Here is a 25,291-nt window from a genome sequence, read left to right on the forward strand (position 1 = left end):
CCCCGTCAATCACGCTCGTTTCGTCGGCGTCGGTCAGGCCGGCGTCGACATCAATCCCGGCAGCCAGTCTTCATGGGCCCGGCGCAGGGTTTCCAAGGATATCGTGCCGCCACCGGTCAGTGTCAATTCGGTGCCGCCGGTGATGCCGATCTGGGCCGCCGGAACCCCCAGCACCCAGGCCTGCGCGATCACCGCATCCGCCGCCGGGGCCGGGGCCGCGATGACATAGCGGGCCTGATCCTCGCCGAAGGCCCAGATCAGCGGCGCCTGGAAGGCCGGCGGGTCGATCTGCGCGCCGATGCCCGATGCCAGGGCCATTTCGGCGATCGCGACCAGCAGGCCGCCATCGGATGCGTCATGCACGGTGTCGATCAGGCCTTCGGTGATCAGGCCGCGGACGAAATCGCCATTGCGACGCTCGACCGACAGATCGACTGGCGGGGTTTCGCCATCCTCGCGGCCCAGAATGGTGCGCAGATACAGCGACTGGCCGATATGGCCGCGGGTTTCGCCGATCAGGATGATCGCATGATCGGCGGCCTTGAAGGCGATGTCGGCGCGACGCGCGCTGTCGGCGATCAGGCCGATGCCGCCGATCGCCGGCGTCGGCAGGATGCCGGTGCCCTGGGTTTCGTTGTAGAGCGACACATTGCCCGACACGACCGGGAAGTTCAGCCCGCGGCAGGCTTCGGCCATGCCCTGAATGCAGCCGACGAGCTGACCCATGATCTCGGGCTTCTCGGGGTTGCCGAAATTCAGGCAGTCGGTGATCGCCAGCGGCCGGGCGCCGGTGGCGGTGAGGTTGCGCCACACCTCGGCGATTGCCTGACGCCCGCCCTGATAGGGATCGGCGAAGCAATAGCGCGGGGTGACGTCGGTGGTGATCGCCACCGCTTTTTTGGTGCCATGAATGCGCACCACGGCCGCGTCGCCACCCGGCCGGCCGACGGTATCGCCCATCACCATGTGGTCGTATTGCTCCCAGATCCAGCGGCGGGAGGCGAGATCGGGAGAGCCGATCAGCTTCTCCAGCGCCGGCAGCACCGCATCCAGATCGTCGCGGCCGCGCGGCAGCACGATCGGGCGGCGCTGGGGCGTGGGCGTCCAGGGGCGGTCATATTCGGGGCTGCCATTGGCCAGCGGCTTGATCGGCAGATCGCCCGCCACCGCGCCGTTGAACATCAGCACCATGCGGCCGGTGTCGGTGACCTTGCCGATCACCGCGAAATCCAGCTCCCACTTCTCGAAGACGCGGCGGGCCTCGTCCTCGCGGCCGGGCTTCAGCACCATGAGCATGCGCTCCTGGCTTTCCGACAGCATCAGCTCATAGGGCGTCATGCCGATCTCGCGGGTCGGCACCTTGTCCAGCCACAACTCGATGCCGGCATCGCCCTTGTCGGCCATTTCGAAAGACGACGAGGTCAGGCCGGCGGCGCCCATGTCCTGAATGGCGACGATGGCGTCCGACTGCATCAGCTCAAGGCAGGCCTCGATCAACAGCTTTTCAGTGAAGGGGTCGCCCACCTGCACCGTCGGGCGCTTCTGCTCGGCATCCTCGCCGAATTCGGCCGAGGCCATCGAGGCGCCGTGGATGCCGTCGCGGCCGGTCTTCGATCCGACATAGACCACCGGATTGCCGATGCCGGCGGCGGCGGAATAGAAGATCTTGTTGGTATCGGCCAGGCCCACGCACATGGCGTTGACCAGGATATTGCCGTTATAGGCCGGGTGGAAATTGGTCTCACCACCCACGGTCGGCACGCCGACACAATTGCCATAGCCGCCGATGCCCGAGACGACACCCGAAATCAGATGCTTCATCTTGGGGTGCGACGGGTCGCCGAAGCGCAGCGCGTTCATCATCGCGATCGGCCGCGCGCCCATGGTGAACACGTCGCGCAGAATGCCGCCGACACCGGTCGCCGCCCCCTGATAGGGCTCGATATAAGACGGGTGGTTGTGGCTTTCCATCTTGAAGATGATCGCCTGACCATCGCCGATATCGACCACGCCGGCATTCTCGCCGGGGCCGCAGATCACCCATGGCGCCGTGGTGGGCAGGGTCTTCAGCCACTTCTTCGACGATTTGTACGAGCAATGCTCGCTCCACATCGCCGAGAAGATGCCAAGCTCGACCAGATTGGGCTCGCGGCCCATGATCTGGCGCAGCCGCTTGTATTCGTCGCGGGTCAGCCCGTGTTCGGCGACGATCTCAGGGGTGATCTTGGTCTCGGCCGTCATCGGTCGCGGTTCCCGTAAAGAGGTTCAGGCCCGGATGTCATGGCGCGGCGGTATGACCGGCGGCGGTGGCATCAGGGCCTGACGGTCAGGTGCCGGGCGGTTCTGCGCCTCAGGCGATCTTCGACAGCAGGGTGCGGAACATGGCCGCACCATCGGTGCCGCCCAGCGCCGCTTCGGCCAGCCGTTCCGGATGCGGCATCAGCCCCATCACATTGCGCGCGTCGTTGAACACGCCGGCGATGTTGCCGGCCGATCCGTTGGGGTTGGCCGCGTCAGTGGCATTGCCGGCCGCATCGACATAGCGGAAGGCGACCAGTCCGTCGCCGTCCAGCCGCTTCAGCGTTTCTGCGTCGGCGGCGTAATTGCCCTGATGATGGGCCACGGGGAACCGCACCACCTGGCCCTGGCTGTAGCCGCTGGTGAAGGGCGTGTCATTGCGCTCCACCTTCAGGAACACGTCGCGGCAGACGAATTTCAGCCCGGCATTGGTCATCAGCGCGCCGGGCAGCAGGCCGGCCTCGATCGCGATCTGAAAGCCGTTGCAGATGGCAAGAACCCGGGTGCCGGCCGCGGCCGCGGCCTTGATCTGGCCCATGATCGGCGAGTTGGCGGCAATGGCGCCCGAGCGCAGGTAATCGCCATAGGAAAACCCGCCGGGCAGGACGATCAGATCCACCTTTGGCAGGCTGTCGGCACGATGCCAGACCATGTGCGGCGCACGACCCAGCGCCGCCTCGACGGCGACGGCCACGTCGCGATCGCAGTTCGAGCCGGGAAAGACGATGACGGCGGCATCCACGGGCTTGGATTCCCTGATGATGACGGAACGGTGCGCCAGGCTGCACGGGCGATGCCGACCCTTGCCGCCGCGCCTTGAGCGGGGAGGCCGGGGCCGGCCACCGGTGTCAGTCGGCGATCTCGATCGCGTAGTTCTCGACCACGGTGTTGGCCAGCAGGCGTTCGCACATCTCGGCGACGCGGGCGCGTGCCTCGGCGGCGTCGGATGCCGCCACGTCCAGCTCGATATACTTGCCGAGACGGACATCGCCGAGTTCGGCATAGCCGAGCCCGTGCAGCGCATTCGCGATCGCCTTGCCCTGCGGGTCCAGGACGCCGGGCTTCAGCGTCACATGCACGCGCGCCTTCATCACGCTTCCTCCTCGGTGGGAACGTCGGGGGTCAGGTCGCGGGCGGGATCTTCCGGCAGGATGCCCAGCCGGCGCGCGACCTCCTGATAAGCTTCCTCGACCCGGCCCATGTCGCGACGGAACCGGTCCTTGTCGAGCTTCTCGTTGGTCTTGACGTCCCAGAGCCGGCAATTGTCGGGGCTGATCTCGTCGGCCAGGATGATCATGTCCTGGTCTTCGTCGAACACCCGGCCGAATTCCAGCTTGAAGTCGACCAGCTTCAGGCCGACGCCCAGGAACAGCCCGGTCAGGAAGTCGTTCACCCGGATCGACAGATTGAGCATCTCGTCGATTTCGGGGATGGTGGCCCAGCCGAAGGCGGTGATGTGCTCTTCGGTCACCATCGGGTCGTTCAGCTGATCGGCCTTGTAGTAATATTCGACGATCGCGCGCGGCAGACGCTCGCCTTCTTCCAGACCAAGACGCGTGGCGAGAGAGCCGGCGGCAATATTGCGGATCACCACCTCGATCGGGATGATCTCGACCTGACGCACGAGCTGTTCGCGCATGTTGAGGCGCTTGATGAAGTGGGTCGGCACGCCGATTTCGCCGAGCCGGGTCATCAGGTATTCGGAGATGCGGTTGTTCAGCACCCCCTTGCCCGTGATGACACCCTTCTTCTTGTTGTTGAAGGCGGTCGCGTCGTCCTTGAAATACTGGATCACGGTGCCGGGCTCCGGACCCTCGAAAAGGATCTTGGCCTTGCCTTCGTAGATGCGCCTGCGGCGGGACATGGGCGTCCTCCGGGGAGTTCGAACGACCGGAGCGGGCGGGGTGGTCCCCGCCGGGACGATAAGGGCTCCGGTCCCTGAGGAAATCGGTCTGCCCGGGCAGACAGAGATGTCGGCCCGGCGCGCGCGAAACATAGACAATTGATGACGGCAAGACAACGGGTTCCGTCATGCGCGTGCCCCGCACATTCGCGGACCGCGCGAGCAGCCTGAACGCGATCCGCAGATGCGTTGCGCTTTGCGGCCGGCAGGGCTTTGGTCTCGCGCTTGTCATACCGCAAGTGCACAATGGATTGTGCAATTGCACCAGAATGGAGCCCGTGACCCTTATGACCGCATCACCCACCGCCGGTACAGCCCGCACCGGCCCCCTGTCCGGCCCGCTCGCCGGCCGTCGGGGCCTGATTGCCGGCATCGCCAACGAGCATTCCATCGCCTGGGGCTGCGCCAAGGCGTTCCGGGCGCTGGGTGCCGACCTGGCCATCACCTATCTCAACGACAAGGCGCGGCCGCATGTCGAGCCGCTGGCACGCGCGGTCGATGCCCGGATGCTGCTGCCGCTGGATCTGCGTGATCCGGCGGCCCTCGATGCCGTGTTCGACCGGATCACCGCCGAATGGGGTTCGCTCGACTTCCTGGTGCACTCGATCGCCTTCGCGCCGATCGAGGATCTGCACGGCCGGCTGACCGATTGTTCGCAAGCGGGCTTCCTTCAGGCGATGGACGTGTCGTGCTGGTCGTTCATCCGCATGGCCAAGCTGGCCGAGCCATTGATGGCGAAGGGTGGTACACTGATCTGCATGAGCTATTTCGGTGCCCAGATGGTCGTGGAACATTACGACGTGATGGGGCCGGTCAAGGCGGCGCTGGAATGCTCGGTGCGGTATCTGGCGTCGGAGCTGGGGCCGCAGGGGATCCGGGTGCATGCGGTCTCGCCCGGACCGCTTGCCACCCGCGCCGCCTCGGGATTGACCGGCTTCGATGCGTTGCTGGCCAAGGCCCACGAGAAGGCGCCGATTTCCAGCCTGCTGTCGATCGACGATGTCGGTGCGGCGACGGCGATGCTGGCGACCGATGCGGCAAAGCTGATGACCGGCCAGACCCTGTTCGTGGATGGCGGTTACCACATTATCGATTGACCGCGGCCCGTCGGGTCGGGGCCTGTGCCGGTTACGCTAGGCATCGACCGCCGCTGCTGGTATGAGAAAGGCGACACGGCCGTCAATTCCGGCGGGGACGCCAGGACCACATGGCGCCCGAACCGGGAGCGGCCGATGCCGGGGTCCGGACCCACCGACCGAGGTTTTGCAGGAGTAGTCCCGCGATGAGCACTTTCGACAACCGCGAGCGCGCCGAAGAGAACCGCTTTGCCCACGACCAGGAGGTGGCCTTCAAGGCCCGTGTGAAGCGTGCCCGGCTGCTTGCGGCCTGGGCCGGCCCCCAGATCGGCCGCACCGACATCGCCGCCTATGGCGACGAGCTGGTCGACGCCGACATGCAGGAGCCGGGCGACGAGGACATCATCGCCAGGCTGTTCGCCGACTTCAAGGCGGCAGGCGTCGAGCTGTCACGCCACACGGTCGAGGTGCAGCTTCAGCGCCTGGGCGAACAGGCGAAGGCCGAGGTTCGCGCCCAGTCCTGACCGCCGGAACCTTCTGACCGCCGGAACCGCCGGTCCACAGACAGAAGCCCCGCGCAAAGCAAAGCCCCGCGTACAGCCCTGTGCTGCGCGGGGTCTTTTGTGCGCGGCCCTGGTCAGATCGAGAGGATACCAACCCCCATCGGCAGGTTCTCGTCGGGATAGCCCCATTGGTGGCTGACCACCCGGGTCTGCCCCACCCGATAATCGACATTGTGGTGGGTATGGCCATGGATCCACAGGGTCGGCCCGTGGGCCAGCATCATGGCGGTCATGTCCGACACGAAAGCGGGGGAAAGCGGGCTGCCCTCGAACCGCGGCTCCACCGATGCCGGGGCCGGGGCATGATGAGTGACGACAATGGTGTCATCCGGCCGCGCGGCGCCGAGCTGGGCCTGAAGCCAGCGGGTCGCGGTCCGGTTCAGCGCGCGGGCATCCGCCGGTTTGAACAACTGCTCGCCATGGTGGATGCGGCTGTGGTCATAGAGCACCGCTTCGGCCGCGGTCATCGCATCCGCCGCCGCATCCGCGCCATAGAGCTGGTAATCGGTCCAGGCGGTGCAGCCCAGAACCCGGATCGTCCGGCCATGCGCGGTGATGTCGGTCGCATCGCATTCCAGGAAGCGCACGCTTTCGGTGGCCTCGGCGGTCGCACGCAGATGCCGGACCAGCGTCGCCTGGTCGTGGCCATAGAATTCGTGATTGCCGGCCACGTACAGCACCGGCAGCGCACCGAAGCTGCGTGCCGCCCAGTCCATGCCCGTCGTGCCATTGGCGATGTCGCCGGCCAGGATCACCAGATCGGCACCGCCGGCGCGGGCGGTGTCGGCGGCCTCGCGCCCCAGGGCATCGATGCCGGCCTGTGCGGCTTCGGCACTCAGTCCGCCACGTTCCAGGCGCCGCCGCCGCACATCCAGATGCAGGTCCGACAGCAGGGCGATACGCAGCGTGGTCATGAGGCTGGCTCCGGTTGGGGGGCGACGGGTTAAACATGGCGGGCCCCGGTCGCGGTTCCAAACGAAAACCGGGCATCTCCACATTGGAAGATGCCCGGTTTTCGTGATGGCTGCGACCGGTTCGGCTGCCCGGTCAGGCGCGGCCGAAGACCCGCCGGAAGATGGTATCGACCTGGGCCATGTGATAGCCAAGATCGAACAGGCCTTCGATCTCGGCATCGGTCATGCGGCTGGAGACCTCGGGATCGGCCTTCAGCAGATCGATGAACTGGCCTTCACCGCGCCAGACCGGCATCGCATTGCGCTGCACCAGCCGATAGGCATCCTCGCGGCTGACGCCCTTCTGGGTCAGGGCCAGCAGCACGCGCTGCGAATGGACCAGCCCGCCCAGCGCATTCAGATTGGCCAGCATGCGCTCAGGATAGATCACCAGCTTGTCGACCACGCCGGCCAGCCGGTTGAGGGCGAAATCGAGCACGATGGTGGCATCCGGGCCGATCATGCGTTCCACCGAGGAATGCGAGATGTCGCGCTCATGCCACAGCGCCACATTCTCCATCGCCGGGGTGACATAGCCGCGCACGACCCGGGCAAGGCCGGTCAGGTTTTCGGTCAGCACCGGGTTGCGCTTGTGCGGCATCGCCGATGAGCCCTTCTGTCCCGGCGAGAAATACTCTTCCGCCTCATAGACTTCCGAGCGCTGAAGGTGGCGGATTTCCACCGCCAGGCGTTCCACCGAGCTTGCGACCACCCCCAGCACCGCAAAGAACATCGCATGACGGTCGCGTGGGATGACCTGGGTGGAGACCGGCTCGGGCTTCAGCCCCAGCTTCGCCGCCACATGTTCCTCGACCCGCGGGTCGATATTGGCGAAGGTGCCGACGGCGCCCGAGATGGCGCAGGTCGCGATCTCGTCGCGTGCCGCCACCATCCGGGCGCGGGCGCGCTGGAATTCGGCATGATAGCCGGCAAGCTTCAGACCGAAGGTCACCGGTTCGGCGTGAATGCCGTGGCTGCGGCCGATGGTGGGGGTGTTCTTGTGCTCGAAGGCGCGCCGTTCGATCGCCGCCAGAAGCTTGTCCACCCCCTCGATCAGCAGGTCGGACGCCTGCTTCAACTGAACCGCAAGGCAGGTATCGAGCACGTCCGACGAGGTCATGCCCTGATGGACGAAGCGGGCTTCGTCGCCGACATGCTCGGCCAGGCTGGTCAGGAAGGCGATGACGTCGTGCTTCACCTCCCGCTCGATCTCGTCGATGCGCGGAATGTCGAAGGCGCCGCGCTCCCACACCGCCTTGGCGGCCTCTTTCGGGATCACGCCAAGCTCGGCCTGGGCATCGCAGGCATGGGCCTCGATCTCGAACCAGATGCGGAACTTGTTCTCCGGTTCCCAAATCCGGACCATCTCGGGGCGGGAATAGCGCGGGATCATCTCTAAGGGCTTCTCTCGCAAACAGAAAACATCATGCCGCCGGTTCCGTCCGGCCGCTTCGGTCTGGGTTATAGCCTGTGGGGCGCCCGGGGGCAAAGCCTGGATACGGCCGGCCGCACCTGTCAGCACAGCCGCTCAGGCGCGGCAGGTCGTGAAAAAATGCGGTCTTCCGTTTACGTTACCCGTCGAAATCGGATGTGGGAGACACGATATGCCATTCTGAAATCGGCCCGCCAGCAATCGGCGGCGCAGGGAGGTCTTGTGGGAATGGGCCGGAAGACGAACACGCCCCGGCAATGCGCATTCGGGCTGTCCTACATGCTGGCCGGCGCCCTCTTCGGCCTGGCCTTTGCGTGGATCGATGGCGAGGAACCGATCTTCGTTCCGGTCATCTACGGCACGGTGATCGGCGGGGCAATGATCGCCTTCGCCCGTGGCGCCCTGTTCCCCCGGCTGTCGGCCTGGCTGCGCCGGCAGGCGGCCCCGGTCTATATCCTTGGCACGATGGCCGTGTGGACAGTGCTGGCGATGGTCGGCTATGCCGTCGTGGGCCTGGGATTCCAGATGTACGAACGCGCCAACGGATCGATCATGGACCATCAGGGCATGGCGGGCGATTGGATCGTGTTGCGCGCCGATGTGCTGGTCTTTGCGATCGCGGCATCAGGTCTGCTGGGATTGATGGCGCGGGTGCGTGATCTGATCGGCACCCAGGTCTTCCTCAGCCTGCTTCTGGGGCGGTATCATCGCCCGACACGCGAGGAACGGGTGTTTCTGCTGGTCGATGTCGTCGGCTGGACCGGCACCGCCGAGCGGCTGGGCGAAATTGCCGCCACGGATTATCTGGCCCGGGTTCTCTACACGATCGGCGCTCCGGTGCGGCACAACCGGGGCACCATCGATCGCTATGTCGGTGATCAGGCGATCATCTCGTGGAAGATCGTCTGCGGCGACGACCATGCCCGGCGGCAGACCGACCGCGCGATCACCTGCGCCTTCGATATTCTTGAGCGGCTGGACCGCACGGCCCCGGATTTCCTGCGCCGGTTCGGCGAGGCGCCACGGGTGCGGGCGGTGCTGCATGCAGGGCCGGTGGTGGTGGCGGAACTGGGCGATGCCAAGCATGAAATCGCCTTCATCGGCGATACCATCAACACCGCCGCCCGGCTGGAGGCGCTGGCCAAGTCGCTGAAGGAACCGGTTCTGGCATCGGATGCCGTGCTCGGTCTGGCGCCATTGCCGGATGGTGTGGTTGCCAAATCGCTGGGCTCGCACAGCCTGCGCGGGCGGGCGGAAGTGATCGGCGTTCATGGCCTGCATCGGGTGGCGGGCCTGCGGGCGGCGGCGGGTGATCCCGCCCAGCCAGTCCCGGCTGGCGGGCCGGCCACGGCGCTGGGCGCTACAGGATACCCAGCGCCTTGAAGCTCTTATAACTGCGCCGGCCGATGATGATATGGTCGTGCACCGAAATATTCAGGTGCCGGGCCGCTTCAACCAGCTTGCGGGTCAGGTCGATATCGGCGGGCGAGGGGGCCGGATCGCCGGATGGATGATTGTGGACAAGAATAATCGAGGAGGCGGCATGCTCCAGCGCCCGCTTCATCACTTCGCGGGCATAGACCGGCGTGTGATCGACGGTTCCCTGCTGCTGGATCTCGTCGGCGATCAGCCGGTTCTTGCGGTCCAGAAACAGAACCCGGAACTGTTCCACCCGCAGATGGCCCAGATCGGCCATCAGATAATCCATCAAGGCCTGCCATGACGAGAACAGCGGGCGGTCGATCACCTCTTCGCGCAGCGACCGGATCATCAGTGCCTCGGTCAGCTTGATCTGGGCGATCACTGACGGACCGACGCCCTCGATCGCCTTCAGCCGTGCCGGTTCGGCGTGTAGAACACCGCCCAGCCCGCCGAAAGCCGCCAGCAGGCGCTTGGCGATCGGCTTGACGTCGCCGCGCGGGATGGCGCCGGCGATCAGCAGTTCCAGCATTTCGTAATCGGCCAGCGCCTCGGCGCCACGATCGAGCAACCGGTCGCGCAGGCGTTGACGATGGCCATGATAATGCGGCCGCGCGGCCCCCGCCCGTGCCGCGTCGTCGTTCTGTGCCGTCTCGTCATTGCCGGCAGCCGGCGTCCGTCCGGCCGATGCCTCGTTCAAGGCAGGGCTGGCCGCTGCCGCCGGCGGCGGTTGCCACCACGGCATCTGCTCCACATCCGGCGCGGTCGCCGCCACATCGGCCGGTGTTGTGAGTGCCGACGCCGCGGGGGGGGGTGCCGTGTCGACCTGTGCGGTGTCCGGCGGCGGGGCGGGCGCCGGCTCGGATGCGGGCATGCCGGCGGTTCCGTTGCCCGTGGCGCGCGCGATCAACCCGGCGGCACGCGCAAATCCGCTCGGGCCCCTTGCGCCTGGCCCTCTTGCCGGCGGCGCTTCGGGGCCGCGTGGTCCGGTCATCGCGTCACGTCCGTCATGGGCATGGCCTCCGGTCAAGGGCGGGCGGGCGGTTGTGGTCAGGCGGCGATATCGCGGCGATAGGGCGGACGGTCGAGGCCGAGGGGCGAATTGGTGAAGATCTCGAACCCGTCATCGGTCACGGCGACGCTGTGTTCGAACTGCGCCGACAACTGGCGGTCGCGGGTGACGGCGGTCCAGCCATCGGACAGGATCTTCACGTCGGGACGCCCCAGATTGACCATCGGCTCGATGGTGAAGAACATCCCCGGCTTCAGTTCCTCGCCGTCGCCGCGACGGCCGTAATGCAGCACATTGGGCTGGTCGTGGAACACCCGGCCGATGCCATGGCCGCAGAAATCCCTGACCACCGAGCATTTCTGCTTCTCGACGAAGCTCTGGATCGCATGGCCGATATCGCCGAAGGTGGCGCCCGGCTTGACCGTGGCGATGCCCAGCATCATCGCCTCATAGGTGATGTCGATCAGCCGTTCCGCCTTACGCGAGATCCGGCCCACCGGGAACATCCGGCTGGTATCGCCGAACCAGCCGTCGAGGATGACGGTGATGTCGATGTTGAGGATATCGCCCTCGATCAGCGCCTTCTGATCGGTCGGGATGCCATGGCAGACCACATGGTTGATCGAGGTGCAGATCGATTTCGGGAAGCCGCGATAGTTCAGCGGTGCCGGAATCGCGTCGTGCTCCAGGATGAAAGCATGGCACAACCGGTCGAGATCCTCAGTTGTTACTCCCGGTTGCACGTGCGGGGTGATGAAGTCCAGAACTTCCGCGGCCAGACGACCGGCGCGACGCATGCCCTCGAAATCTTCGGTGGTGTGAATCTTGATCATTGCTTCCTGCTTTCCCCCGACGGCTGTCGCCGTTCCGGACCGGGCGTTCTGTGCGTTGGCAGATTTATCTGCATAGATATTACACTGAGGGGCCAACGGCAATCGCGCGACATGCGCGTTTTCGTGACATCGGTCATCCGATGGCGGCAGATGTGCCCTGGCCGGCCACGGGCAGGGGGCCGGTCAGGCGGATTCCGGCCGCATCGGCGGTGAAGCCCAGCGCCATCACCTCGACCCCCGCGGCCCGCGCCGCGGCCAGTGCCGCGGCATAGGCCGGATCGATATCGGCCGCGACGTCGACCCGCTCGACATCGCCGCGCATCACCGCATAGACCAGCACGGCCCGCGCGGTGCCGGCCGTCGCCAGTGCCGCCAGTTCGGCCAGATGCCGGGCGCCGCGCTGGGTGCGGGCATCGGGGAAGGCGCCCAGCCCCGGCTGGCGCGACAGGGTGACCGATTTCACCTCGACATAGACCGGTTGCGGCCGATACATGCCGGCATCGGTATCTGTCGGTGCGGCGGCCGGATCGAGCACGATATCCACCCGCGAGCCGGTGCCATAGCGGACTTCACGCCGCAGGGCCACCCCGGCCGGGGCCAGTGCCGGCACCCGGCCGGCGGCGATGGCTTCGGCGACCAGACCGTTCGCGCGCCCGGTATCGACCACGACCAGTGCGCCGCCCGCTGCCTCGACCAGAACCCATGACAGCGGCAGTTTGCGTTTCGGGTCGGCCGATCGCTGCAGCCAGATCCGGGCGGCGGCATCGGCCAGACCCAGCATGCTGCCGGGATTGGCGACATGGACGGTGGTTTCAGTGCCGTCCGGCAGCACGACATCGGCCAGGAAGCGCTTATAGCGCCGCACCAGCCGTGCCGGGGTCAGCATCGGCGTGAAGACGAGATCATGACCGGCGCCCGGCGGTGATGCGGGGCGTGCGCGGTCGGTGGCGGTACCTGCGGGTGCTGTCTGATCGGGCATGGCGTCAAGACTACGGCCACCGGCGGCTTGCGCGCAACGGCGCTGCCATCATCGCGGCCGGGCTGTATCGCAGAGGCTGGCCGCCGCCGCCGCGAGGTCGCATAATCCGGGAGTTCGGAACCGATGGCCAGGACGGGAGCCTTCATGATCAGGCGCGACGCGACATCCGCAAGCCGGCGGCGGGCAGTGCTGACCGGTGCCGGCGGTATGCTGGGCCGTCATGTGGTGGCGCGGCTGGCGCGAGATCCGGCGCTGTGGGCGATGACCGCCTTTGTCCGGCCCGAGACCACGGCGCCGGTGCGCGACTGGTTGACTGCGCATGGTGTGGATCTGATCGAGGCCAGCCTGCTCGATGCCCATCAGATGGCGGCGCGCACCCCTGACGACACCGATGTCGTGCTGCATCTTGCGGCCGATACCTCGACCGACCCGCGCGATCGTGCGCGCCAGTGGCAGACAAATGTCGAGGGCACGCGCGCGGTTGCCGAAGCCGTGCTGCTGACCCGCGTGCGCCGGCTCGTCCATGTCTCCTCGGCCTCGGTCTATGGTTTCGATCGCCATCGCATCGACGAACATGCACCGCAGGTGGGCAGCGACCATCCGGTCGCCTATGTCGCCAGCAAGGCCGCCGCCGAAGAGGTGGTGCGGGCCGCCATCGCCCGCGGGCTGGATGCCGTGATCCTCAATCCCGGCCACATGCTGGGGGCCTATGACCTGAACAACTGGGCGATGATGATCCGGCTGGCGGCGGCCGGGCGGCTGCCGGCGCTGCCGCCCGGCGGTGGCAGCTTCGCGGCGGCAGCCGCCGTCGCCGATGCCGTCGTCGCCGCCATCGACCGGGCGATGATCGGCGAGAATTATCTGCTGGGCGGGCCGGTGGCGAGTTTTCGCGAGCTGATCGGCCGCAGCGCCGCCATCCTCGACCGGCCGCTGACCAGCCGTGTCGCCCCTGCCTGGGCGCTGATCGCAGCCGCACGGCTGATCGAGCGACTGGCGCGCCTGACCGGCAGCCGGCCGTCGATCACGGTCGATGCGGCGATCGTGTCGTGCCATTCGGTCGCGATCGACAGCGATCGGGCGCGGCGCGATCTGGGCTATGCGCCGGCCGCCCTCGACGACATGCTGCGCGAGACGATCGACTGGCTGATCCTGGCCGGCCTGATCGACGCATCGCCGCGCCCGGCAATTTCTGGCTGATCAATCTCTGGCTGATGAGTGATGACCCGATGACCGAGACCCTTGAGACCGCCATGACTGCGGGCGATGCCGGCGCACCGCGCACCGCCGCGATCCTGGTGATCGGCAATGAAATTCTGTCCGGCCGTACCCAGGACGTGAATGTCCGCATGATCGCCACCAAGCTGGCGCCGGCCGGCATCCGGGTGGTCGAGGTGCGGGTGGTGCCCGATATCGAGGACGAGATCGTCGGGGCCATTCATGCGCTGACCGCCAAGGCCGATTATCTGTTCACCACCGGCGGCATCGGCCCCACCCATGACGACATCACCGCCGCCGCCGTGGCGCGGGCGATGGGGGTGGCGCTGATCCGCGACCCTGAGGCCGCGCGCCGCCTGACCGCCTATTACCCGCCCGAGAAGCTGACGCCCGCGCGGCTGCGGATGGCGAACGTCGCCGAAGGGGCGACGCTGATCGACAATCCGGTATCGATCGCACCGGGGTTCCGGATCGGCAAGGTCCATGTGATGGCGGGCGTGCCCCAGATCGCGGCGGCGATGATGGACAATATCGTGCCCACCCTGACCGGCGGCGCGGTTACCCGCGCGGTCACCATCGCGATCGACGGCGCCGAGGGAGAGATCGCCCAACCGCTGGGCGAGGTGCAGGCCCGTCACCCGCAGGTTGAAATCGGCTCCTATCCGGCATTCCGTGGCGGCAAGCCATCAGTCAGCCTGGTGCTGCGCGGCACCGACACCACGGCGCTGGATGTGGCCGAACGCGATCTGCTTGCGGTGCTGTCGGTGATGGCGGTGGCGGTGATCGGCCGTGAAGCATCATAGCTGCGGCGCATGCTCGGAACTCTCGTGAAACTCGATCTGGACAGATCCGGGCGCGGCCGATATTGCTTGGCCGGTCAGCGCCGCGATTCCACCGGCGCGTGGCCTGTGGCGCGGACGTGGCGAAATCGGTAGACGCAGCGGACTTAAAATCCGCTTCCTCTGGAGTGCGGGTTCAAGTCCCGCCGTCCGCACCAGCTTTCTGAAGATCCGCCGAGACAGCCTGTCGGGCTGGCGTGCAATTTGCTTCACCCAGGTCGCATAACGCGCATCCGGTTCATGGAGCTTCGGGCATGACGGTTCAGGCAAGCGGTGCCGGCGGGATTTCCGCTTTCGATTTCAGGGCTTTGCGGCGTCAGGATGGCGGGGCGGCACCTGTTGGCGGGGCGGCAGATTTTGCCGGGGCTGCTGGCGGGGCGGCAAACTCTTCCGGTGTAACACCTGCCGCACCGGTGTCGGCAGGCATGCCGGCCGCGGCCGTCGGCCAGTCGGGCGCGACCAGTCAGACCCTGTTCATGGCCCAGCTTCTGGGCCAGGAGGGCGAGATGGCTGTATCGTCGGGCACGGCCGACGCCCCGGTGACCGGGGCGGAGGACGCCTCGGCGGATGAAGATGGCCCCTCGGCGGCGGAGACAGCCTTCCTTGAATTCATGGCCATGACGCCCGCGGAACGCTATCGCGCCATGTTCCTGGGTGAAGAGGGGCTGACCGAGGAAGAGCTGGCGGCGATGTCGCCCGAGGACCGCGCCAAGATCGAGGCCCGCATTCAAGAGCGGATCGAGATGGCGATGAAAGACCAGATGTCGGAAGGCGTGAGCCCTGATGCCGCCGCCGCCGATCTGGCGGCCGGCATGCAGGATGCTGCCATGAACGCGGTCTCGGGCGATGACGCCCAGGGTGGTACCGGCGGCAAGCAGCCGATGGGCTTCGGCGAGCGCAGCCGGTTCGATGAACTGCTGCGTGCCGCCACCGCGGCCTGAGACCTGCGGTCACCGAGGTCAGCATCGTTGCAGTGGCGGCTTTGAACGGGCGTCCAGCCGGGGACCATCGCGAAAGATGTCGGCCTCCGCACGGTCCAGATCGTGCAGGCTGTGGGCCAGCGCGGTGCCCCAGACCAGATGGGCCGCCAGCATCAGCAGGTTCCGGCGCATCGGGTGGTCGGTGGCCGGGCGCAGGATGCGGGCGGCCGGAATCCAGCCCAGATAACTGACCGCCCAGACCAGCGCGCCATAGCCGGCACCGGCCCGCACGCCGCCACGCGGGCGCCAGGCCGCGAACAGGCTGCCGGCGGCGGCGCCGAAGGCGAAATGAGACAGCAGAGTGGTGGTACGGCGCGCGGGCTCAGGCATCGCCTGACCCGTTTCCGTGGCCTCCCCCACCTGTTCCATGATCTGGCGCGGCGGCAGGGGATACCGGTCGCGGTCCGGCAGCAGCGGCTGCATCCGCCGCATCGCCGAGGTCATGGCGACCGTGGCCATGACACCGGCGATGGCCCCCAGCATGGCATTGCGCATGGCGGTCACTCCGACCCGTTGCGGTGGCTGCGGGCGATCCACAGACCCAGAGCCAGACCGCCGGCCGCGAAGGCGAGGCTGCCGGCCGCCCCCAGCCGGGGCAGGCGGTCGCGGCCCGGCTGGTGCCAGGGCCCGTGCACCGCGTGATTGCGGCGTGCCGCCCCGAACACGGCAGGATCGCGCAGATCCTGTGCCTCGCGGGCATGGGTCGCCTGACTGCGCCAGCCGAAGCGGCCCATCAGCCGGTCGGCCAGCCCCGGCATCAGCCGGTTCAGAATGCCGAACTGAACCGTGGCGGCGCCGACCCGCACCGATCGGCGCCGCATGGTCACCGTGTCATAGATGGCGGCGGCGACCATTTCGGGTTCATAGATCGGCGGCATCGGCCGGGGGACGCCACCCTCCATACGGCTGCCGGCATGGGCGAAGAACGGCGTATTGGTTGCCGGCGGATGGACGATCGCCAGATGGATGCGGCTGCGGGCGTGGATCAGCTCGGTGCGCAGCGCCTCGGTGAAGCCGGTGACGGCGAATTTGGCGGCGGTATAGGGGGCCTGCAGGGGCACACCGCGCAGCGCCACCACCGATCCGATATTGACGATGACCCCCTGGTCGCGGCGGCGCATCCGGGTCAGGGCCGCGCGCGTGCCGTTCACCGCACCCATATAGCTCACATCGGTGACCCGCCGGAATTCCTCTTCGGAAATATCCTCGAAGCGGGCATAAAAGCTGACGCCGGCGCCATTGATCCACGCATCGATCTGCCCGAAACGGCCTTCGATGCGGGAGGCGGCGGCATCCACCTCGCGGGCATCGGCCACATCCGCCGATGCGGTTTCGACCTCACCGCCGGCCGCGACGACATCCGCGGCGGCCGCTTCCAGCCCCTCTTCACCCCGCGCGATCAACCCGACCCGCCAGCCACGTTCGGCGAACAGCGCCGCCGTGCAGCGGCCGATGCCCGACGAACCGCCGGTGATGACCACCACCGGCTGCGGACGATCGGGGCGCTGCTGGTCGCCGGTCTGGTGTCGTGCCTGTCGCATGATACGGGCTCCGCTGATGGCTCGGGGGAGATGCTCCAGGGCTCAACCCCGGCGGGGCGCTGCGGTTCCCGGGCCGGAACCCGGGGCAGCCGGTCGGGGTTTGGATGTCAATGAAGCCGGCATACGGTTCGGCAGCGGAGAGGGCGTATCGTGCATATCTTGGTGACAGGGGCGACCGGGTTGATCGGATCGGCGGTGACCGCGCGACTGCTGGCCCTTGGCCATCAGGTGACCGGCGTGGCGCGCGGCGTGGGCGAGGCCGCGCGTCGCATGCCGCAGGTCCGCTGGCGGGCCGTCGACATCGCCCGGACCCGCACGGCGGCCGGCTGGGCGCCGGCGCTTGCCGGGGTCGATGCGGTGGTCAATTGCGCCGGCGCCCTTCAGCATGGCGGCGGTGACGATCTGGAGGGCGTGCATACAAGCGGCATCGACGCCCTTTATGCCGCCGCCGAACAGGCAGGCATAAGGCGGGTGATCCATATTTCGGCGATGGGGGTGGATCGGGCGACCCCCACGGCCTTTTCGCGCACCAAGCTTGCCGGCGAACAGGCCTTGATGGCCCGCGATCTGGATTGGGTGATCCTGCGGCCCTCGGTGGTGATCGGACCGGCCGCCTATGGCGGCAGCGCGATGTTCCGGGGCCTGGCGGCGCTGCCGATCCTGCCGGTGATGCCCGATACCGGGCCGTTGCAGGTGGTCCAGCTCGATGACGTGGTGGCGACGGTGGTGCATGTCCTGGCGCCGGACGTGCCGGGGCGGGTGGCGCTGGATCTGGCCGGCCCCACGCGTCACAGCTTTGCCGAGGTGGTCAATCTTCACCGCCGCTGGCTGGGCTTCCCCGATGCCCGGACACTGACATTCTCGCGCCCGGTGGCGGCGCTGCTCTACCGTCTGGGCGATTTTGCCGGCTGGCTGGGCTGGCGGCCGCCCTTGCGCTCAACCGCCCGCGTCGAGATCGGCCGCGGTGCGGTCGGTGACCCGGCGCCCTGGATCACCGCCACGGGCATCCTGCCCACCGCGCTGCCCGATGCGCTCGCCGCGCACCCGGCCTCGGTTCAGGAACGCTGGTTCGCCGGACTCTATATCCTGAAGCCGGTGCTGTTCACGGTGTTCGCGCTGTTCTGGATCGGCACCGGGATCGTGTCGATCGGTCCCGGCTATGGCATCGGCCGGGATCTGATGCTGCTGGGCGGGGCGGGGGCCCTGGCCGGGCCATCGGTGATCGCGGGCGGGTTGGCCGATCTGCTGATCGGCATCGGCATCGCCTTCAGACGAACCACCCGGCTGGCGCTTTATGCGGCCATCGCGATATCGGTGTTCTATGCCATCGCAGGCACCACCATCCTGCCGGCATTGTGGATCGAACCGCTGGGGCCGATGCTGAAGATCTGGCCGATCCTGGGCCTGAATCTGGTGTTGCTGGCGATCCTGGAGGACCGGTGATGCTGTATTTCGGGCTGAAATTCCTGCATCTGATCGGCGCCGCCGTGCTGATGGGCACCGGCGCCGGCATCGCCTTCTTCCTGGTCATGGCCAACCGCACCGGTGATGCCGCGAAGGTGGCCGAGGTGGCGCGGATCGTGGTGATCGCGGATTTCCTGTTCACTGCCACGGCGGTGATCGCCCAGCCGGTCACCGGTGTGGCGCTGGCCATGCATGTCGGCTATCCGCTGAGCCAGGGCTGGATCGTGCTGTCGATCGCGCTCTATCTGGTCACCGGCGCCTTCTGGCTGCCGGTCGTGTGGATGCAGATGAAGATGCGCCGGCTGGCCGCCGGGGCGGCGGCGGCGGGCGCACCACTGCCCGCCACGTATCACCGGCTGTACCGCACCTGGTTCGCCTTCGGCTTTCCGGCCTTCGCCGCCGTCACGGCCATTTTCTGGCTGATGATCAGCCGGCCCGCGATCGGCTTCATCGACGGGTGATGCGGGCCGGCCTCACGCGTGGCGGTGTATGCGGTCAGCGCAGTTCGATCTCGACGAAGGCGAAGGGGGCGGTTGCCGACGGATTGACCACATTGTGATCGGTGCCGGCGGTGCCGGCATATGAGGCGCCGGCGCTGCGGTCGACCAGCCGGCTGGTGCCGTCTGGCATCTCGATCAGCAATTGCCCGGTGGTCAGCGGCACCACCACATAATCCAGCCCGTGGCAATGCGGGCCGGTTTCGGCGCCGGGGGCGAAGCTCCACAGGGTGACGCAGACCCGGTCATTGTCCACCTGCACGGTGGGGACGGCCTGGGGGCGGGTGGGGGTCGTGGTGGTCTCGGTCATGCCATGGTCTTTCTGTGGGCCGTCATATCAGGCAGCGGGGGCTGGCTCTATTATGCCAGCGATCGCGCGCGCGGCCAGCACCGAGACCAGATGCGCGCGATAGCGCGGGCTGGCATTGGCGTCGCCCAGCAGCCCGGCTTCAGGCAGCCGGACCGCCCTGGCCGCGGCCGGCGACCAGTCGGCGGCCAATGCCTGTTCAAGCACCGTCGCGCGGAACACGCCCTGGCTGCCGGCACCGGTCACCGCGACCCGTGGCCCGTCGGCAAAACGGCTGACGAACACCCCGCAGACCGGAAACCGTGATGCCTGGCCGCGCAGCTTGGCATAGCCGGCGCAGACCGGTATCGCCAGCGATACGGCGGTGACGATCTCGCCTGGCATCAGCGCGGTTTGAAAGAAGCCCTGGAAGAAATCCGGAGCCGCGATCACCCGGCGATCGGTGACGATCCATGCGTCCAGCGCCAGGGCGGCGGCGGGATAATCCGCCGCCGGGTCATTATTCGCCAGCGATCCGCCGATGGTGCCGCGGGCACGCACCGCCGGGTCGCCGATATCCCCCGCCAGCCGTGCCAGGGCCGGCAGGACCGTGGCGACGAGGTCCGACCGTGCGACCGCGTCATGGGTGGTGCCGGCACCGATGACGAGGCGGTCGGGCTGTCGGGTGCCCTCGTGAACATGGCCGTCCTCGATCCGGATCGTGTCGAGCCCGGCGATCCGGCCCAGATCGATCACCGCGTCAGGAGCCGCCAGCCGCTGGCGGATCACCGGCAGCAGGGTCATGCCGCCCGCGAGCGGCACGGCATCGGGCAGTTCCGCCAGCAGGCGCACGGCGTCGGCAAGGCTGGCGGGGGCGTGATAGGCGCCGATCTGCATGGGGTCTGCCTCCGCTCAGGCGGTCGCGGCGGCCGCGGAGCGGATCGCCTTGACGATGTTGTGATAGCCGGTGCAGCGGCAGATATTGCCCTCAAGCGCGCGGCGGATGGTGGCGTCGTCGACATCGGCGCCATGGCGGTCGATGATCCCGGCGGCGCTCATCACCATGCCGGGGGTGCAGAAACCGCATTGCAGGGCATGGTGCTCGCGGAACGCCGCTTGAAGCGCGCTCATCCGGCCGTCCTCGGCCATGCCCTCAATGGTGCCGATCCGTCGGCCATCGGCCTGGACCGCCAGCATCGCGCAGGATTTCACCGGCACGCCGTCGACATGAACCATGCAGGCGCCGCATTGCGCGGTGTCGCAGCCGATATGGGTGCCGGTCAGTGCCAACTGGTCGCGGATCAGGGCCACCAGGGTCGTGCCGGGTGCGACCCGGGCGGTCACTGCGGCACCGTTCAGGGTGAGGGTGATGTCATGCATCGGCCGTGTCCTCTGCGCGCAGGTTGGCGGCCTGAATGGCTGTCCACACTTTTTCAGGCGTTGCCGGCATGTCGAGATGGCGCACGCCATGGTCATGCAGGGCGTCGCAGATGGCGTTGATCACCGCCGCCGGCCCGGCGATGGCCGATGCCTCGCCGCAACCCTTGGCACCGACCGGATTGGTGGTGCAGATGGTTTCCATCGACACAAGCTCCACCGCCGGCACGTCGGTGGCGCGCGGCATGGCGTAATCCATGAACGATCCGGTCAGCAACTGCCCGGTCTCGGGGTCGTAACGGCAGAGTTCCATACAGGCCTGGCCGATCGCCTGGGCGGCACCGCCATGGATCTGGCCCTCGACGATCAACGGGTTCACGATCCGCCCGAAATCATCCACCGCCAGATAGCGATCGACCGTGGTCGTGCCGGTCTCCGGGTCAATCTCGACCTCGACGATGTGGCAGCCATAGGGGAAGGTGAAGGCCTCCGGGTCGTAATAGGTCGTCTCGTCGATACCCGGTTCCATGCCGGCCGGATAGTCGACCGGGGCATAGGCGCGCCGTGCCACCTCGGTGAAATGCAGGCTGCGATTGCCGGGCCTCGCCCGGAAGATGCCGTCGGTGAGGTCGATATCGGCGGCATCGGTGCCCAGCATATGGGCCGCGATCCGCTTCATCTTGGTGACGACCTTGTCGGTGGTCACCGCCAGCGCCGATCCGCCCACCGACAGCGAGCGTGAGCCATAGGTGCCGACGCCATAGGGCACCTTGGCGGTGTCGCCATGAACGATCTCGATCAGCGCCGGATCGATGCCGGTCTTGTCGGCGACGATCTGGGCGAAGGCGGTCTCGTGGCCCTGTCCGTGGGAATGGCTGCCGGTCAGCACCACGATGCCGCCGGTGGGGCTGACCCTGACGGTCGCCACCTCGAACTGCCCGCCGCCAAGCCCGGCTTCGATCAGCAGCTTCGACGGCCCCATGCCGCAGGCCTCCATATAGAAGGCGACGCCCATGCCGCGCAGGCAGCCCCGGGCTTCAGTCGCGGCCTTGCGGGCGGCATAGCCGTCGATATCGGCGGCGGCGCGGGCCAGATCCATCAATGCCGGCAGGTCGCCGGAATCATAGGTCCACAGGAAGGGCGTCTTGTAGGGAATGGCATCGGCCGGGATCGCGTTGCGGCGGCGGATCTCGAACGGGTCCATGCCCAACGCGCGCGCCGCCGCCTCGACGATCCGCTCCATCACATAGGTGGCTTCGGGCCGGCCGGCGCCGCGATAGGCATCGACCGGCGTGGTGTTGGTGAACACCCCCTGGACATGGACATACACATCGCGCAGGGCATAGGGGCCGGGGAAGGGATTGGCATAGAAGAAGGTCGGGATCGACGGCGCGAAGGTGGAAAGATAGGCGCCCATATTGGCGATGGTATGCACCTTCATTGCCTGGAAGGTGCCGTCGCGATCCAGGCCCAGCGACACGCGGGTCACATGATCGCGGGCATAGGTATCGGCCTGAAAGGCTTCCAGGCGGCTGGCGATCCAGCGCACCGGCCGGTTGATCCGCCGCGCGGCCACCAGCACCAGCACCTCTTCGGCATAGTGATAGATCTTCATGCCGAAGCCACCGCCGACATCGGGCGAGATGACCCGGATCTTCTCCTCCGGCACCTTCAGCGTGCTGGCCGACAGGGTGACCCGGATCGAATGCGGGTTCTGGCTGGAGGTATAGAGCGTGTAGTCGTCGCGGCCGCGGTCATAGATGCCGAGCGTGCCGCGGGTTTCCATCGGGCTGGCATTGACCCGGTTCTGCACCAGATCCAGCGTCACCACATGAGCGCTGGCCGCCAGTTGCGCATCGACGGCGGCCGCGTTGCCCAGATCCCAGTCGAAGCACAGATTGTCGGGCAGCTCCGCGCGCACCCTCGCCGCACCGGGCGTGAGCACGGTGGCCAGATCGGTATGACAGGGCCACACCTCGTAATCGACCAGGATCGCCTCGGCGGCGGTCTCGGCCTGTTCGGCGGTGACGGCGACCACCGCCGCCACCGGGTCGCCGACATGCAGCACCCGGTCGACCGGGATCACCGGATGCACCGGATGGACCATCGGGCTGCCATCGCGGCTGACCACCGGCCAGGCGCAGGGCAGACCGCCGATGCCGCTGGCTTCAAGGTCGGCACCGGTGATGATGTCGAGCACGCCGGGCAGCGCGCGGGCGGCGGCGATGTCGATCCGCCTGAGCCCGGCGGCACCATGGGGCGAGCGCAGGATATACATATGAGCCGCGTTCATCGCTGCCGCGGCATCGGCGACATATTGGCCGGCACCGGTGAGGAAGCGGTAATCCTCTTTCCGCCGCAGGGGCTTACCAACCCAGCTCATGACCATCTCCCTGATGATGCGCCGCCGCCCGCGCCGCCGCTGTCCCGCCATGATGGCGCAGGCGTCTCCCCATGCCGGATGCGCTTGGGCATCCGGAACGCCTGTGGGTCCGGGATGATGCGAGGTGTGGCTTGCGTGCCTTAAAATCAGGCTTGCCCAAGGAGGGGGCATTGTAAAATAGAATTAATCGACGGGCCGTATCGGGTTTTCTGATAGCGCGTGACGGGCGAACGGCACTCGCGCGCATGATCGCGACCGCCGCTCCACCCGTATCGGTTTGGTCACGGCACCAGCAGGAGGCTGCCGGTGGTGGCGCCGGCCTCCAGATCGGCCTGCGCGCGGGCGGCATCGGCCAGGCCATAGCGGCGGCCGATTGTGGGAGCGATACCGCCTTCCATCGCCCGGATCACATCCAGGGCCGCCGCCCGATAGGTATCCGGGTCCGCCGCATAGGCCATGACACTGGGCCGGGCCAGCGTCAGGGACCGCAACGGTCCCAGATCCTCGACGTCGAGCGGCGGGATCGGTCCGGCGGCCTGACCAATGCTGGCGACCGTGCCGAAGCGGCGCACGCAGCCAAGGGTTCGGGCCAGCATCGTGCCGCCGATGCCGTCGATCGCGAAATCGACGCCCCGGCCATCGGTCAGCGCGCGGACCTCGGCCACGATGTCGGCATCACGGCCGATGATCACATGATCGATGCCGGCCTCGCGGGCGGTCTGCGCCTTCTGCGGCGTGCCGGCGGTGCCGATGACCGTGGCGCCGCGCTGCTTCGCCCAGGCGGTGAGCGTGGCACCAAGACCACCGGCGGCGGCATGGACAAGGATCGTGCTGCCGGCCCCGACGGTGTGGGTGCGGGTCAACAGCATATGGGCGGTCAGGCCCCGCAGAAACGACGCGGCGGCGATGTCGCTGTCGATCGCATCGGGCAAGGGGACGGCGCGCCATGCGGGAAGCAGACGGCTTGCCGCATAGCCACCGGTCAGGCCGGCATAGACGATACGATCACCGATCCTCAGGCCGTCGGCATCGGGGCCGACCGCCTCGACCACGCCGGCGCCCTCGACGCCCAGCACCGCCGGCAGCGGCAGGCGATAGAGCCCGGTCCGCTGGTAGATGTCGATGAAGTTGACGCCGATTCCGTCGTGGCGGACCCGGATCTGACCGGCGCCGGGGTCGCCCGGCGCACAGGGCGCGACCCGCAGGCCGTCGGTTCCGCCGATGGCGGTGAGTTCAATCTGGATATCCATGATCATGCCTCCGTTATGATGCCGCTGTTGTGGCACGATCGGATCTGGTGGAAAATTCCCCATGAATTGACATCACTTGTGAGAAAATAGCCCGATGAACTGGGAAGACCTGCGCCATTTCGGCGCGCTTGCCGCCGAAGGCACATTGTCGGCCGCCGCCCGCAGGCTGGGGGTGGAACATGCCACCGTGGCCCGGCGCGTGGCGGCGCTGGAACGGGCGCTGGGTGTGGCGCTGGTCGATCGCCGGGGCCGCCGCTTCACGTTGACGACGGATGGCGAGCGGATCGCGCTGGTCGCGGCGCGCATGGATGACGATGCCCGGTCGGTCGCGCGGGTGGCGGCGGGCGCGCGTACCACATTGACCGGCACCGTCACGCTCAGCGCGCCGCCGGCCCTGGCGGTGCGGTGTCTGACAGCGCCGCTGGTGGCACTGCAACGCCAGCATCCGGGCCTTGCGATCCGCATCATCGGCGAGGCGCGCAGTGCCTCGCTCGATCGGCGCGAAGCCGATCTGGTGGTGCGGATCAGCCGCCCTGACGACGGCGACCTCGTCATCGTCAAGCTGGGGGAGATGGCGTTCCGCTTCTATGCCAGCCCCGATTATCTGGCGGCGGTTGCCGAGCCGGACTGGTGTTTCGTTGGCTATGAGATGACGGCGGGGCTTGCGGCACAACAGGCGGCGCTGGTCGATTTCGCCGCCGGCCGGCCGTTCTCGATCCATGCCGGCAATCTCGATATCCAGCACGAGGCGGCGCGCGCCGGCGGCGGCATCGCCTGCCTGCCCGACTTCATGGTGACCCCGTCATCCGGGCTGGTGCCGGTTGCGGCCACGATCCAGCCGCTCCGCCGCGACATCTGGCTGGCGATGCATGCCGACATGAAGGATGCGGCACCGGTTCGTGCGGTCAGCCGGCATCTGCGGGCGCTGTTCCAGGCGCCGGGCTCCCCGTTCGCATCAGGCCCGGTGTCGTGGCGGACCATCTTTCCCTGA

25 protein-coding genes and 1 tRNA gene are annotated in these 25,291 nt (G+C 67.6%); 10 read left to right on the forward strand and 16 right to left on the reverse strand.

The window, feature by feature from the left end; genetic code table 11:
* Nucleotides 1-33 precede the first annotated feature (33 nt).
* The 4 genes from purL to purC form a co-directional block, all read right to left on the reverse strand.
* A complete protein-coding gene (gene purL, locus WG924_RS00600) occupies nucleotides 34-2,241 on the reverse strand; it encodes a phosphoribosylformylglycinamidine synthase subunit PurL (RefSeq protein ID WP_345930881.1) in 2,208 nt (735 codons plus the stop codon).
* A 109-nt stretch (nucleotides 2,242-2,350) separates the two neighbouring features.
* The gene (gene purQ, locus WG924_RS00605) at nucleotides 2,351-3,040 is read right to left on the reverse strand and encodes a phosphoribosylformylglycinamidine synthase subunit PurQ (protein ID WP_345930883.1); all 690 of its coding nucleotides are present in this window, start codon (nucleotides 3,038-3,040) and stop codon (nucleotides 2,351-2,353) included.
* 106 nt (nucleotides 3,041-3,146) lie between these two features.
* Entirely contained in the window at nucleotides 3,147-3,389 is a 243-nt protein-coding gene (purS, locus tag WG924_RS00610) for a phosphoribosylformylglycinamidine synthase subunit PurS (RefSeq protein ID WP_345930884.1), read from the reverse strand.
* Nucleotides 3,389-4,162, reverse strand: coding sequence for a phosphoribosylaminoimidazolesuccinocarboxamide synthase (gene purC, locus WG924_RS00615; protein ID WP_188578876.1), 774 nt, complete (start codon nucleotides 4,160-4,162; stop codon nucleotides 3,389-3,391). The genes purS and purC overlap by 1 nt, the downstream gene beginning before the upstream one ends.
* A 326-nt stretch (nucleotides 4,163-4,488) precedes the next feature.
* On the opposite strand from purC, the gene fabI reads away from it, so the two are divergent.
* The gene (fabI, locus tag WG924_RS00620) at nucleotides 4,489-5,298 is read left to right on the forward strand and encodes an enoyl-ACP reductase FabI (protein ID WP_345930885.1); all 810 of its coding nucleotides are present in this window, start codon (nucleotides 4,489-4,491) and stop codon (nucleotides 5,296-5,298) included.
* A gap of 185 nt (nucleotides 5,299-5,483) precedes the next feature.
* Nucleotides 5,484-5,801, forward strand: a complete 318-nt coding sequence (locus WG924_RS00625) for a DUF1476 domain-containing protein (protein ID WP_345930886.1) — start codon at nucleotides 5,484-5,486, stop codon at nucleotides 5,799-5,801.
* Between the two features lie 113 nt (nucleotides 5,802-5,914).
* On the opposite strand, the gene WG924_RS00630 is transcribed toward WG924_RS00625, so the two are convergent.
* The gene (locus WG924_RS00630; RefSeq protein WP_345930887.1) at nucleotides 5,915-6,754 is read right to left on the reverse strand and encodes a metallophosphoesterase; all 840 of its coding nucleotides are present in this window, start codon (nucleotides 6,752-6,754) and stop codon (nucleotides 5,915-5,917) included.
* 133 nt (nucleotides 6,755-6,887) lie between these two features.
* Nucleotides 6,888-8,186, reverse strand: coding sequence for an adenylosuccinate lyase (gene purB / locus WG924_RS00635; RefSeq protein WP_345930888.1), 1,299 nt, complete (start codon nucleotides 8,184-8,186; stop codon nucleotides 6,888-6,890).
* A 267-nt stretch (nucleotides 8,187-8,453) separates the two neighbouring features.
* Here purB and WG924_RS00640 point away from each other — a divergent pair, with 267 nt between their 5' ends.
* A complete protein-coding gene (locus WG924_RS00640; RefSeq protein WP_345930889.1) occupies nucleotides 8,454-9,608 on the forward strand; it encodes an adenylate/guanylate cyclase domain-containing protein in 1,155 nt (384 codons plus the stop codon).
* Here the strand turns inward: WG924_RS00640 and radC are convergent.
* The 3 genes from radC to sfsA all read right to left on the reverse strand — a co-directional run bounded on the left by radC (nucleotide 9,586) and on the right by sfsA (nucleotide 12,468).
* A complete protein-coding gene (gene radC / locus WG924_RS00645; RefSeq protein WP_345930890.1) occupies nucleotides 9,586-10,518 on the reverse strand; it encodes a RadC family protein in 933 nt (310 codons plus the stop codon). The two genes, WG924_RS00640 and radC, sit on opposite strands and share 23 nt — an antisense overlap.
* A 176-nt stretch (nucleotides 10,519-10,694) precedes the next feature.
* Nucleotides 10,695-11,489, reverse strand: a complete 795-nt coding sequence (gene map / locus WG924_RS00650) for a type I methionyl aminopeptidase (protein WP_345930891.1) — start codon at nucleotides 11,487-11,489, stop codon at nucleotides 10,695-10,697.
* 133 nt (nucleotides 11,490-11,622) lie between these two features.
* Entirely contained in the window at nucleotides 11,623-12,468 is an 846-nt protein-coding gene (sfsA, locus tag WG924_RS00655) for a DNA/RNA nuclease SfsA (protein ID WP_345930892.1), read from the reverse strand.
* Between the two features lie 144 nt (nucleotides 12,469-12,612).
* Between sfsA and WG924_RS00660 the strand changes: the two genes are divergently transcribed.
* The 4 genes from WG924_RS00660 (at nucleotide 12,613) to WG924_RS00675 (ending at nucleotide 15,463) form a co-directional block, all read left to right on the forward strand.
* A complete protein-coding gene (locus WG924_RS00660; protein WP_345930893.1) occupies nucleotides 12,613-13,665 on the forward strand; it encodes an NAD-dependent epimerase/dehydratase family protein in 1,053 nt (350 codons plus the stop codon).
* A gap of 29 nt (nucleotides 13,666-13,694) precedes the next feature.
* The gene (locus WG924_RS00665) at nucleotides 13,695-14,486 is read left to right on the forward strand and encodes a competence/damage-inducible protein A (protein ID WP_345930894.1); all 792 of its coding nucleotides are present in this window, start codon (nucleotides 13,695-13,697) and stop codon (nucleotides 14,484-14,486) included.
* 110 nt (nucleotides 14,487-14,596) lie between these two features.
* Nucleotides 14,597-14,680: transfer RNA gene (locus WG924_RS00670), tRNA-Leu, on the forward strand.
* Nucleotides 14,681-14,947: 267 nt separating this feature from the next.
* Nucleotides 14,948-15,463 (forward strand): hypothetical protein, encoded by a 516-nt coding sequence (locus WG924_RS00675; protein WP_345930895.1) that lies wholly within the window; start codon nucleotides 14,948-14,950, stop codon nucleotides 15,461-15,463.
* A gap of 18 nt (nucleotides 15,464-15,481) precedes the next feature.
* Here the strand turns inward: WG924_RS00675 and WG924_RS00680 are convergent, their stop codons facing one another.
* A complete protein-coding gene (locus WG924_RS00680) occupies nucleotides 15,482-15,997 on the reverse strand; it encodes a DUF1440 domain-containing protein (protein ID WP_345930896.1) in 516 nt (171 codons plus the stop codon).
* A 5-nt stretch (nucleotides 15,998-16,002) separates the two neighbouring features.
* Nucleotides 16,003-17,043, reverse strand: a complete 1,041-nt coding sequence (locus WG924_RS00685; protein ID WP_345930897.1) for an SDR family oxidoreductase — start codon at nucleotides 17,041-17,043, stop codon at nucleotides 16,003-16,005.
* Between the two features lie 147 nt (nucleotides 17,044-17,190).
* On the opposite strand from WG924_RS00685, the gene WG924_RS00690 reads away from it, so the two are divergent.
* A complete protein-coding gene (locus tag WG924_RS00690; protein ID WP_345931723.1) occupies nucleotides 17,191-18,486 on the forward strand; it encodes an SDR family oxidoreductase in 1,296 nt (431 codons plus the stop codon).
* Nucleotides 18,486-18,968, forward strand: a complete 483-nt coding sequence (locus WG924_RS00695) for a DUF2269 family protein (RefSeq protein ID WP_345930898.1) — start codon at nucleotides 18,486-18,488, stop codon at nucleotides 18,966-18,968. Before WG924_RS00690 ends, WG924_RS00695 begins: the two co-directional genes overlap by 1 nt.
* A 34-nt stretch (nucleotides 18,969-19,002) precedes the next feature.
* Here the strand turns inward: WG924_RS00695 and WG924_RS00700 are convergent, their stop codons facing one another.
* The 5 genes from WG924_RS00700 to WG924_RS00720 all read right to left on the reverse strand — a co-directional run bounded on the left by WG924_RS00700 (nucleotide 19,003) and on the right by WG924_RS00720 (nucleotide 24,300).
* Nucleotides 19,003-19,314: a cupin domain-containing protein gene (locus WG924_RS00700; protein WP_345930899.1), complete on the reverse strand. Its 312-nt coding sequence runs from the start codon at nucleotides 19,312-19,314 to the stop codon at nucleotides 19,003-19,005.
* Between the two features lie 27 nt (nucleotides 19,315-19,341).
* Entirely contained in the window at nucleotides 19,342-20,187 is an 846-nt protein-coding gene (locus tag WG924_RS00705) for an FAD binding domain-containing protein (protein ID WP_345930900.1), read from the reverse strand.
* A gap of 15 nt (nucleotides 20,188-20,202) precedes the next feature.
* The gene (locus WG924_RS00710; protein ID WP_345930902.1) at nucleotides 20,203-20,670 is read right to left on the reverse strand and encodes a (2Fe-2S)-binding protein; all 468 of its coding nucleotides are present in this window, start codon (nucleotides 20,668-20,670) and stop codon (nucleotides 20,203-20,205) included.
* Nucleotides 20,663-23,050 (reverse strand): xanthine dehydrogenase family protein molybdopterin-binding subunit, encoded by a 2,388-nt coding sequence (locus WG924_RS00715; RefSeq protein WP_345930903.1) that lies wholly within the window; start codon nucleotides 23,048-23,050, stop codon nucleotides 20,663-20,665. The genes WG924_RS00710 and WG924_RS00715 overlap by 8 nt, the downstream gene beginning before the upstream one ends.
* Nucleotides 23,051-23,331: 281 nt before the next feature.
* Nucleotides 23,332-24,300 (reverse strand): quinone oxidoreductase family protein, encoded by a 969-nt coding sequence (locus WG924_RS00720; RefSeq protein ID WP_345930904.1) that lies wholly within the window; start codon nucleotides 24,298-24,300, stop codon nucleotides 23,332-23,334.
* Nucleotides 24,301-24,394: 94 nt separating this feature from the next.
* Here WG924_RS00720 and WG924_RS00725 point away from each other — a divergent pair, with 94 nt between their 5' ends.
* Nucleotides 24,395-25,291: a LysR family transcriptional regulator gene (locus WG924_RS00725; RefSeq protein ID WP_345930905.1), complete on the forward strand. Its 897-nt coding sequence runs from the start codon at nucleotides 24,395-24,397 to the stop codon at nucleotides 25,289-25,291.

Origin of the sequence: Tistrella arctica, assembly GCF_039630945.1 — a bacterium.
GTDB lineage: Bacteria > Pseudomonadota > Alphaproteobacteria > Tistrellales > Tistrellaceae > Tistrella > Tistrella bauzanensis.

Bases quoted from the DNA above. Each gene is read 5' to 3' on its own strand.
- purL (WP_345930881.1), bottom strand. From the start codon at position 2,241: ATGACGGCCGAGACCAAGATCACCCCTGAGATCGTCGCCGAACACGGG.
- purS (WP_345930884.1), bottom strand. From the start codon at position 3,389: ATGAAGGCGCGCGTGCATGTGACGCTGAAGCCCGGCGTCCTGGACCCG.
- purC (WP_188578876.1), bottom strand. From the start codon at position 4,162: ATGTCCCGCCGCAGGCGCATCTACGAAGGCAAGGCCAAGATCCTTTTC.
- fabI (WP_345930885.1), top strand. From the start codon at position 4,489: ATGACCGCATCACCCACCGCCGGTACAGCCCGCACCGGCCCCCTGTCC.
- WG924_RS00625 (WP_345930886.1), top strand. From the start codon at position 5,484: ATGAGCACTTTCGACAACCGCGAGCGCGCCGAAGAGAACCGCTTTGCC.
- WG924_RS00630 (WP_345930887.1), bottom strand. From the start codon at position 6,754: ATGACCACGCTGCGTATCGCCCTGCTGTCGGACCTGCATCTGGATGTG.
- purB (WP_345930888.1), bottom strand. From the start codon at position 8,186: ATGATCCCGCGCTATTCCCGCCCCGAGATGGTCCGGATTTGGGAACCG.
- WG924_RS00640 (WP_345930889.1), top strand. From the start codon at position 8,454: ATGGGCCGGAAGACGAACACGCCCCGGCAATGCGCATTCGGGCTGTCC.
- radC (WP_345930890.1), bottom strand. From the start codon at position 10,518: ATGCCCGCATCCGAGCCGGCGCCCGCCCCGCCGCCGGACACCGCACAG.
- map (WP_345930891.1), bottom strand. From the start codon at position 11,489: ATGATCAAGATTCACACCACCGAAGATTTCGAGGGCATGCGTCGCGCC.
- sfsA (WP_345930892.1), bottom strand. From the start codon at position 12,468: ATGCCCGATCAGACAGCACCCGCAGGTACCGCCACCGACCGCGCACGC.
- WG924_RS00660 (WP_345930893.1), top strand. From the start codon at position 12,613: ATGATCAGGCGCGACGCGACATCCGCAAGCCGGCGGCGGGCAGTGCTG.
- WG924_RS00665 (WP_345930894.1), top strand. From the start codon at position 13,695: ATGACCGAGACCCTTGAGACCGCCATGACTGCGGGCGATGCCGGCGCA.
- WG924_RS00675 (WP_345930895.1), top strand. From the start codon at position 14,948: ATGCCGGCCGCGGCCGTCGGCCAGTCGGGCGCGACCAGTCAGACCCTG.
- WG924_RS00680 (WP_345930896.1), bottom strand. From the start codon at position 15,997: ATGCGCAATGCCATGCTGGGGGCCATCGCCGGTGTCATGGCCACGGTC.
- WG924_RS00685 (WP_345930897.1), bottom strand. From the start codon at position 17,043: ATGCGACAGGCACGACACCAGACCGGCGACCAGCAGCGCCCCGATCGT.
- WG924_RS00695 (WP_345930898.1), top strand. From the start codon at position 18,486: ATGCTGTATTTCGGGCTGAAATTCCTGCATCTGATCGGCGCCGCCGTG.
- WG924_RS00700 (WP_345930899.1), bottom strand. From the start codon at position 19,314: ATGACCGAGACCACCACGACCCCCACCCGCCCCCAGGCCGTCCCCACC.
- WG924_RS00705 (WP_345930900.1), bottom strand. From the start codon at position 20,187: ATGCAGATCGGCGCCTATCACGCCCCCGCCAGCCTTGCCGACGCCGTG.
- WG924_RS00710 (WP_345930902.1), bottom strand. From the start codon at position 20,670: ATGCATGACATCACCCTCACCCTGAACGGTGCCGCAGTGACCGCCCGG.
- WG924_RS00715 (WP_345930903.1), bottom strand. From the start codon at position 23,050: ATGAGCTGGGTTGGTAAGCCCCTGCGGCGGAAAGAGGATTACCGCTTC.
- WG924_RS00720 (WP_345930904.1), bottom strand. From the start codon at position 24,300: ATGGATATCCAGATTGAACTCACCGCCATCGGCGGAACCGACGGCCTG.
- WG924_RS00725 (WP_345930905.1), top strand. From the start codon at position 24,395: ATGAACTGGGAAGACCTGCGCCATTTCGGCGCGCTTGCCGCCGAAGGC.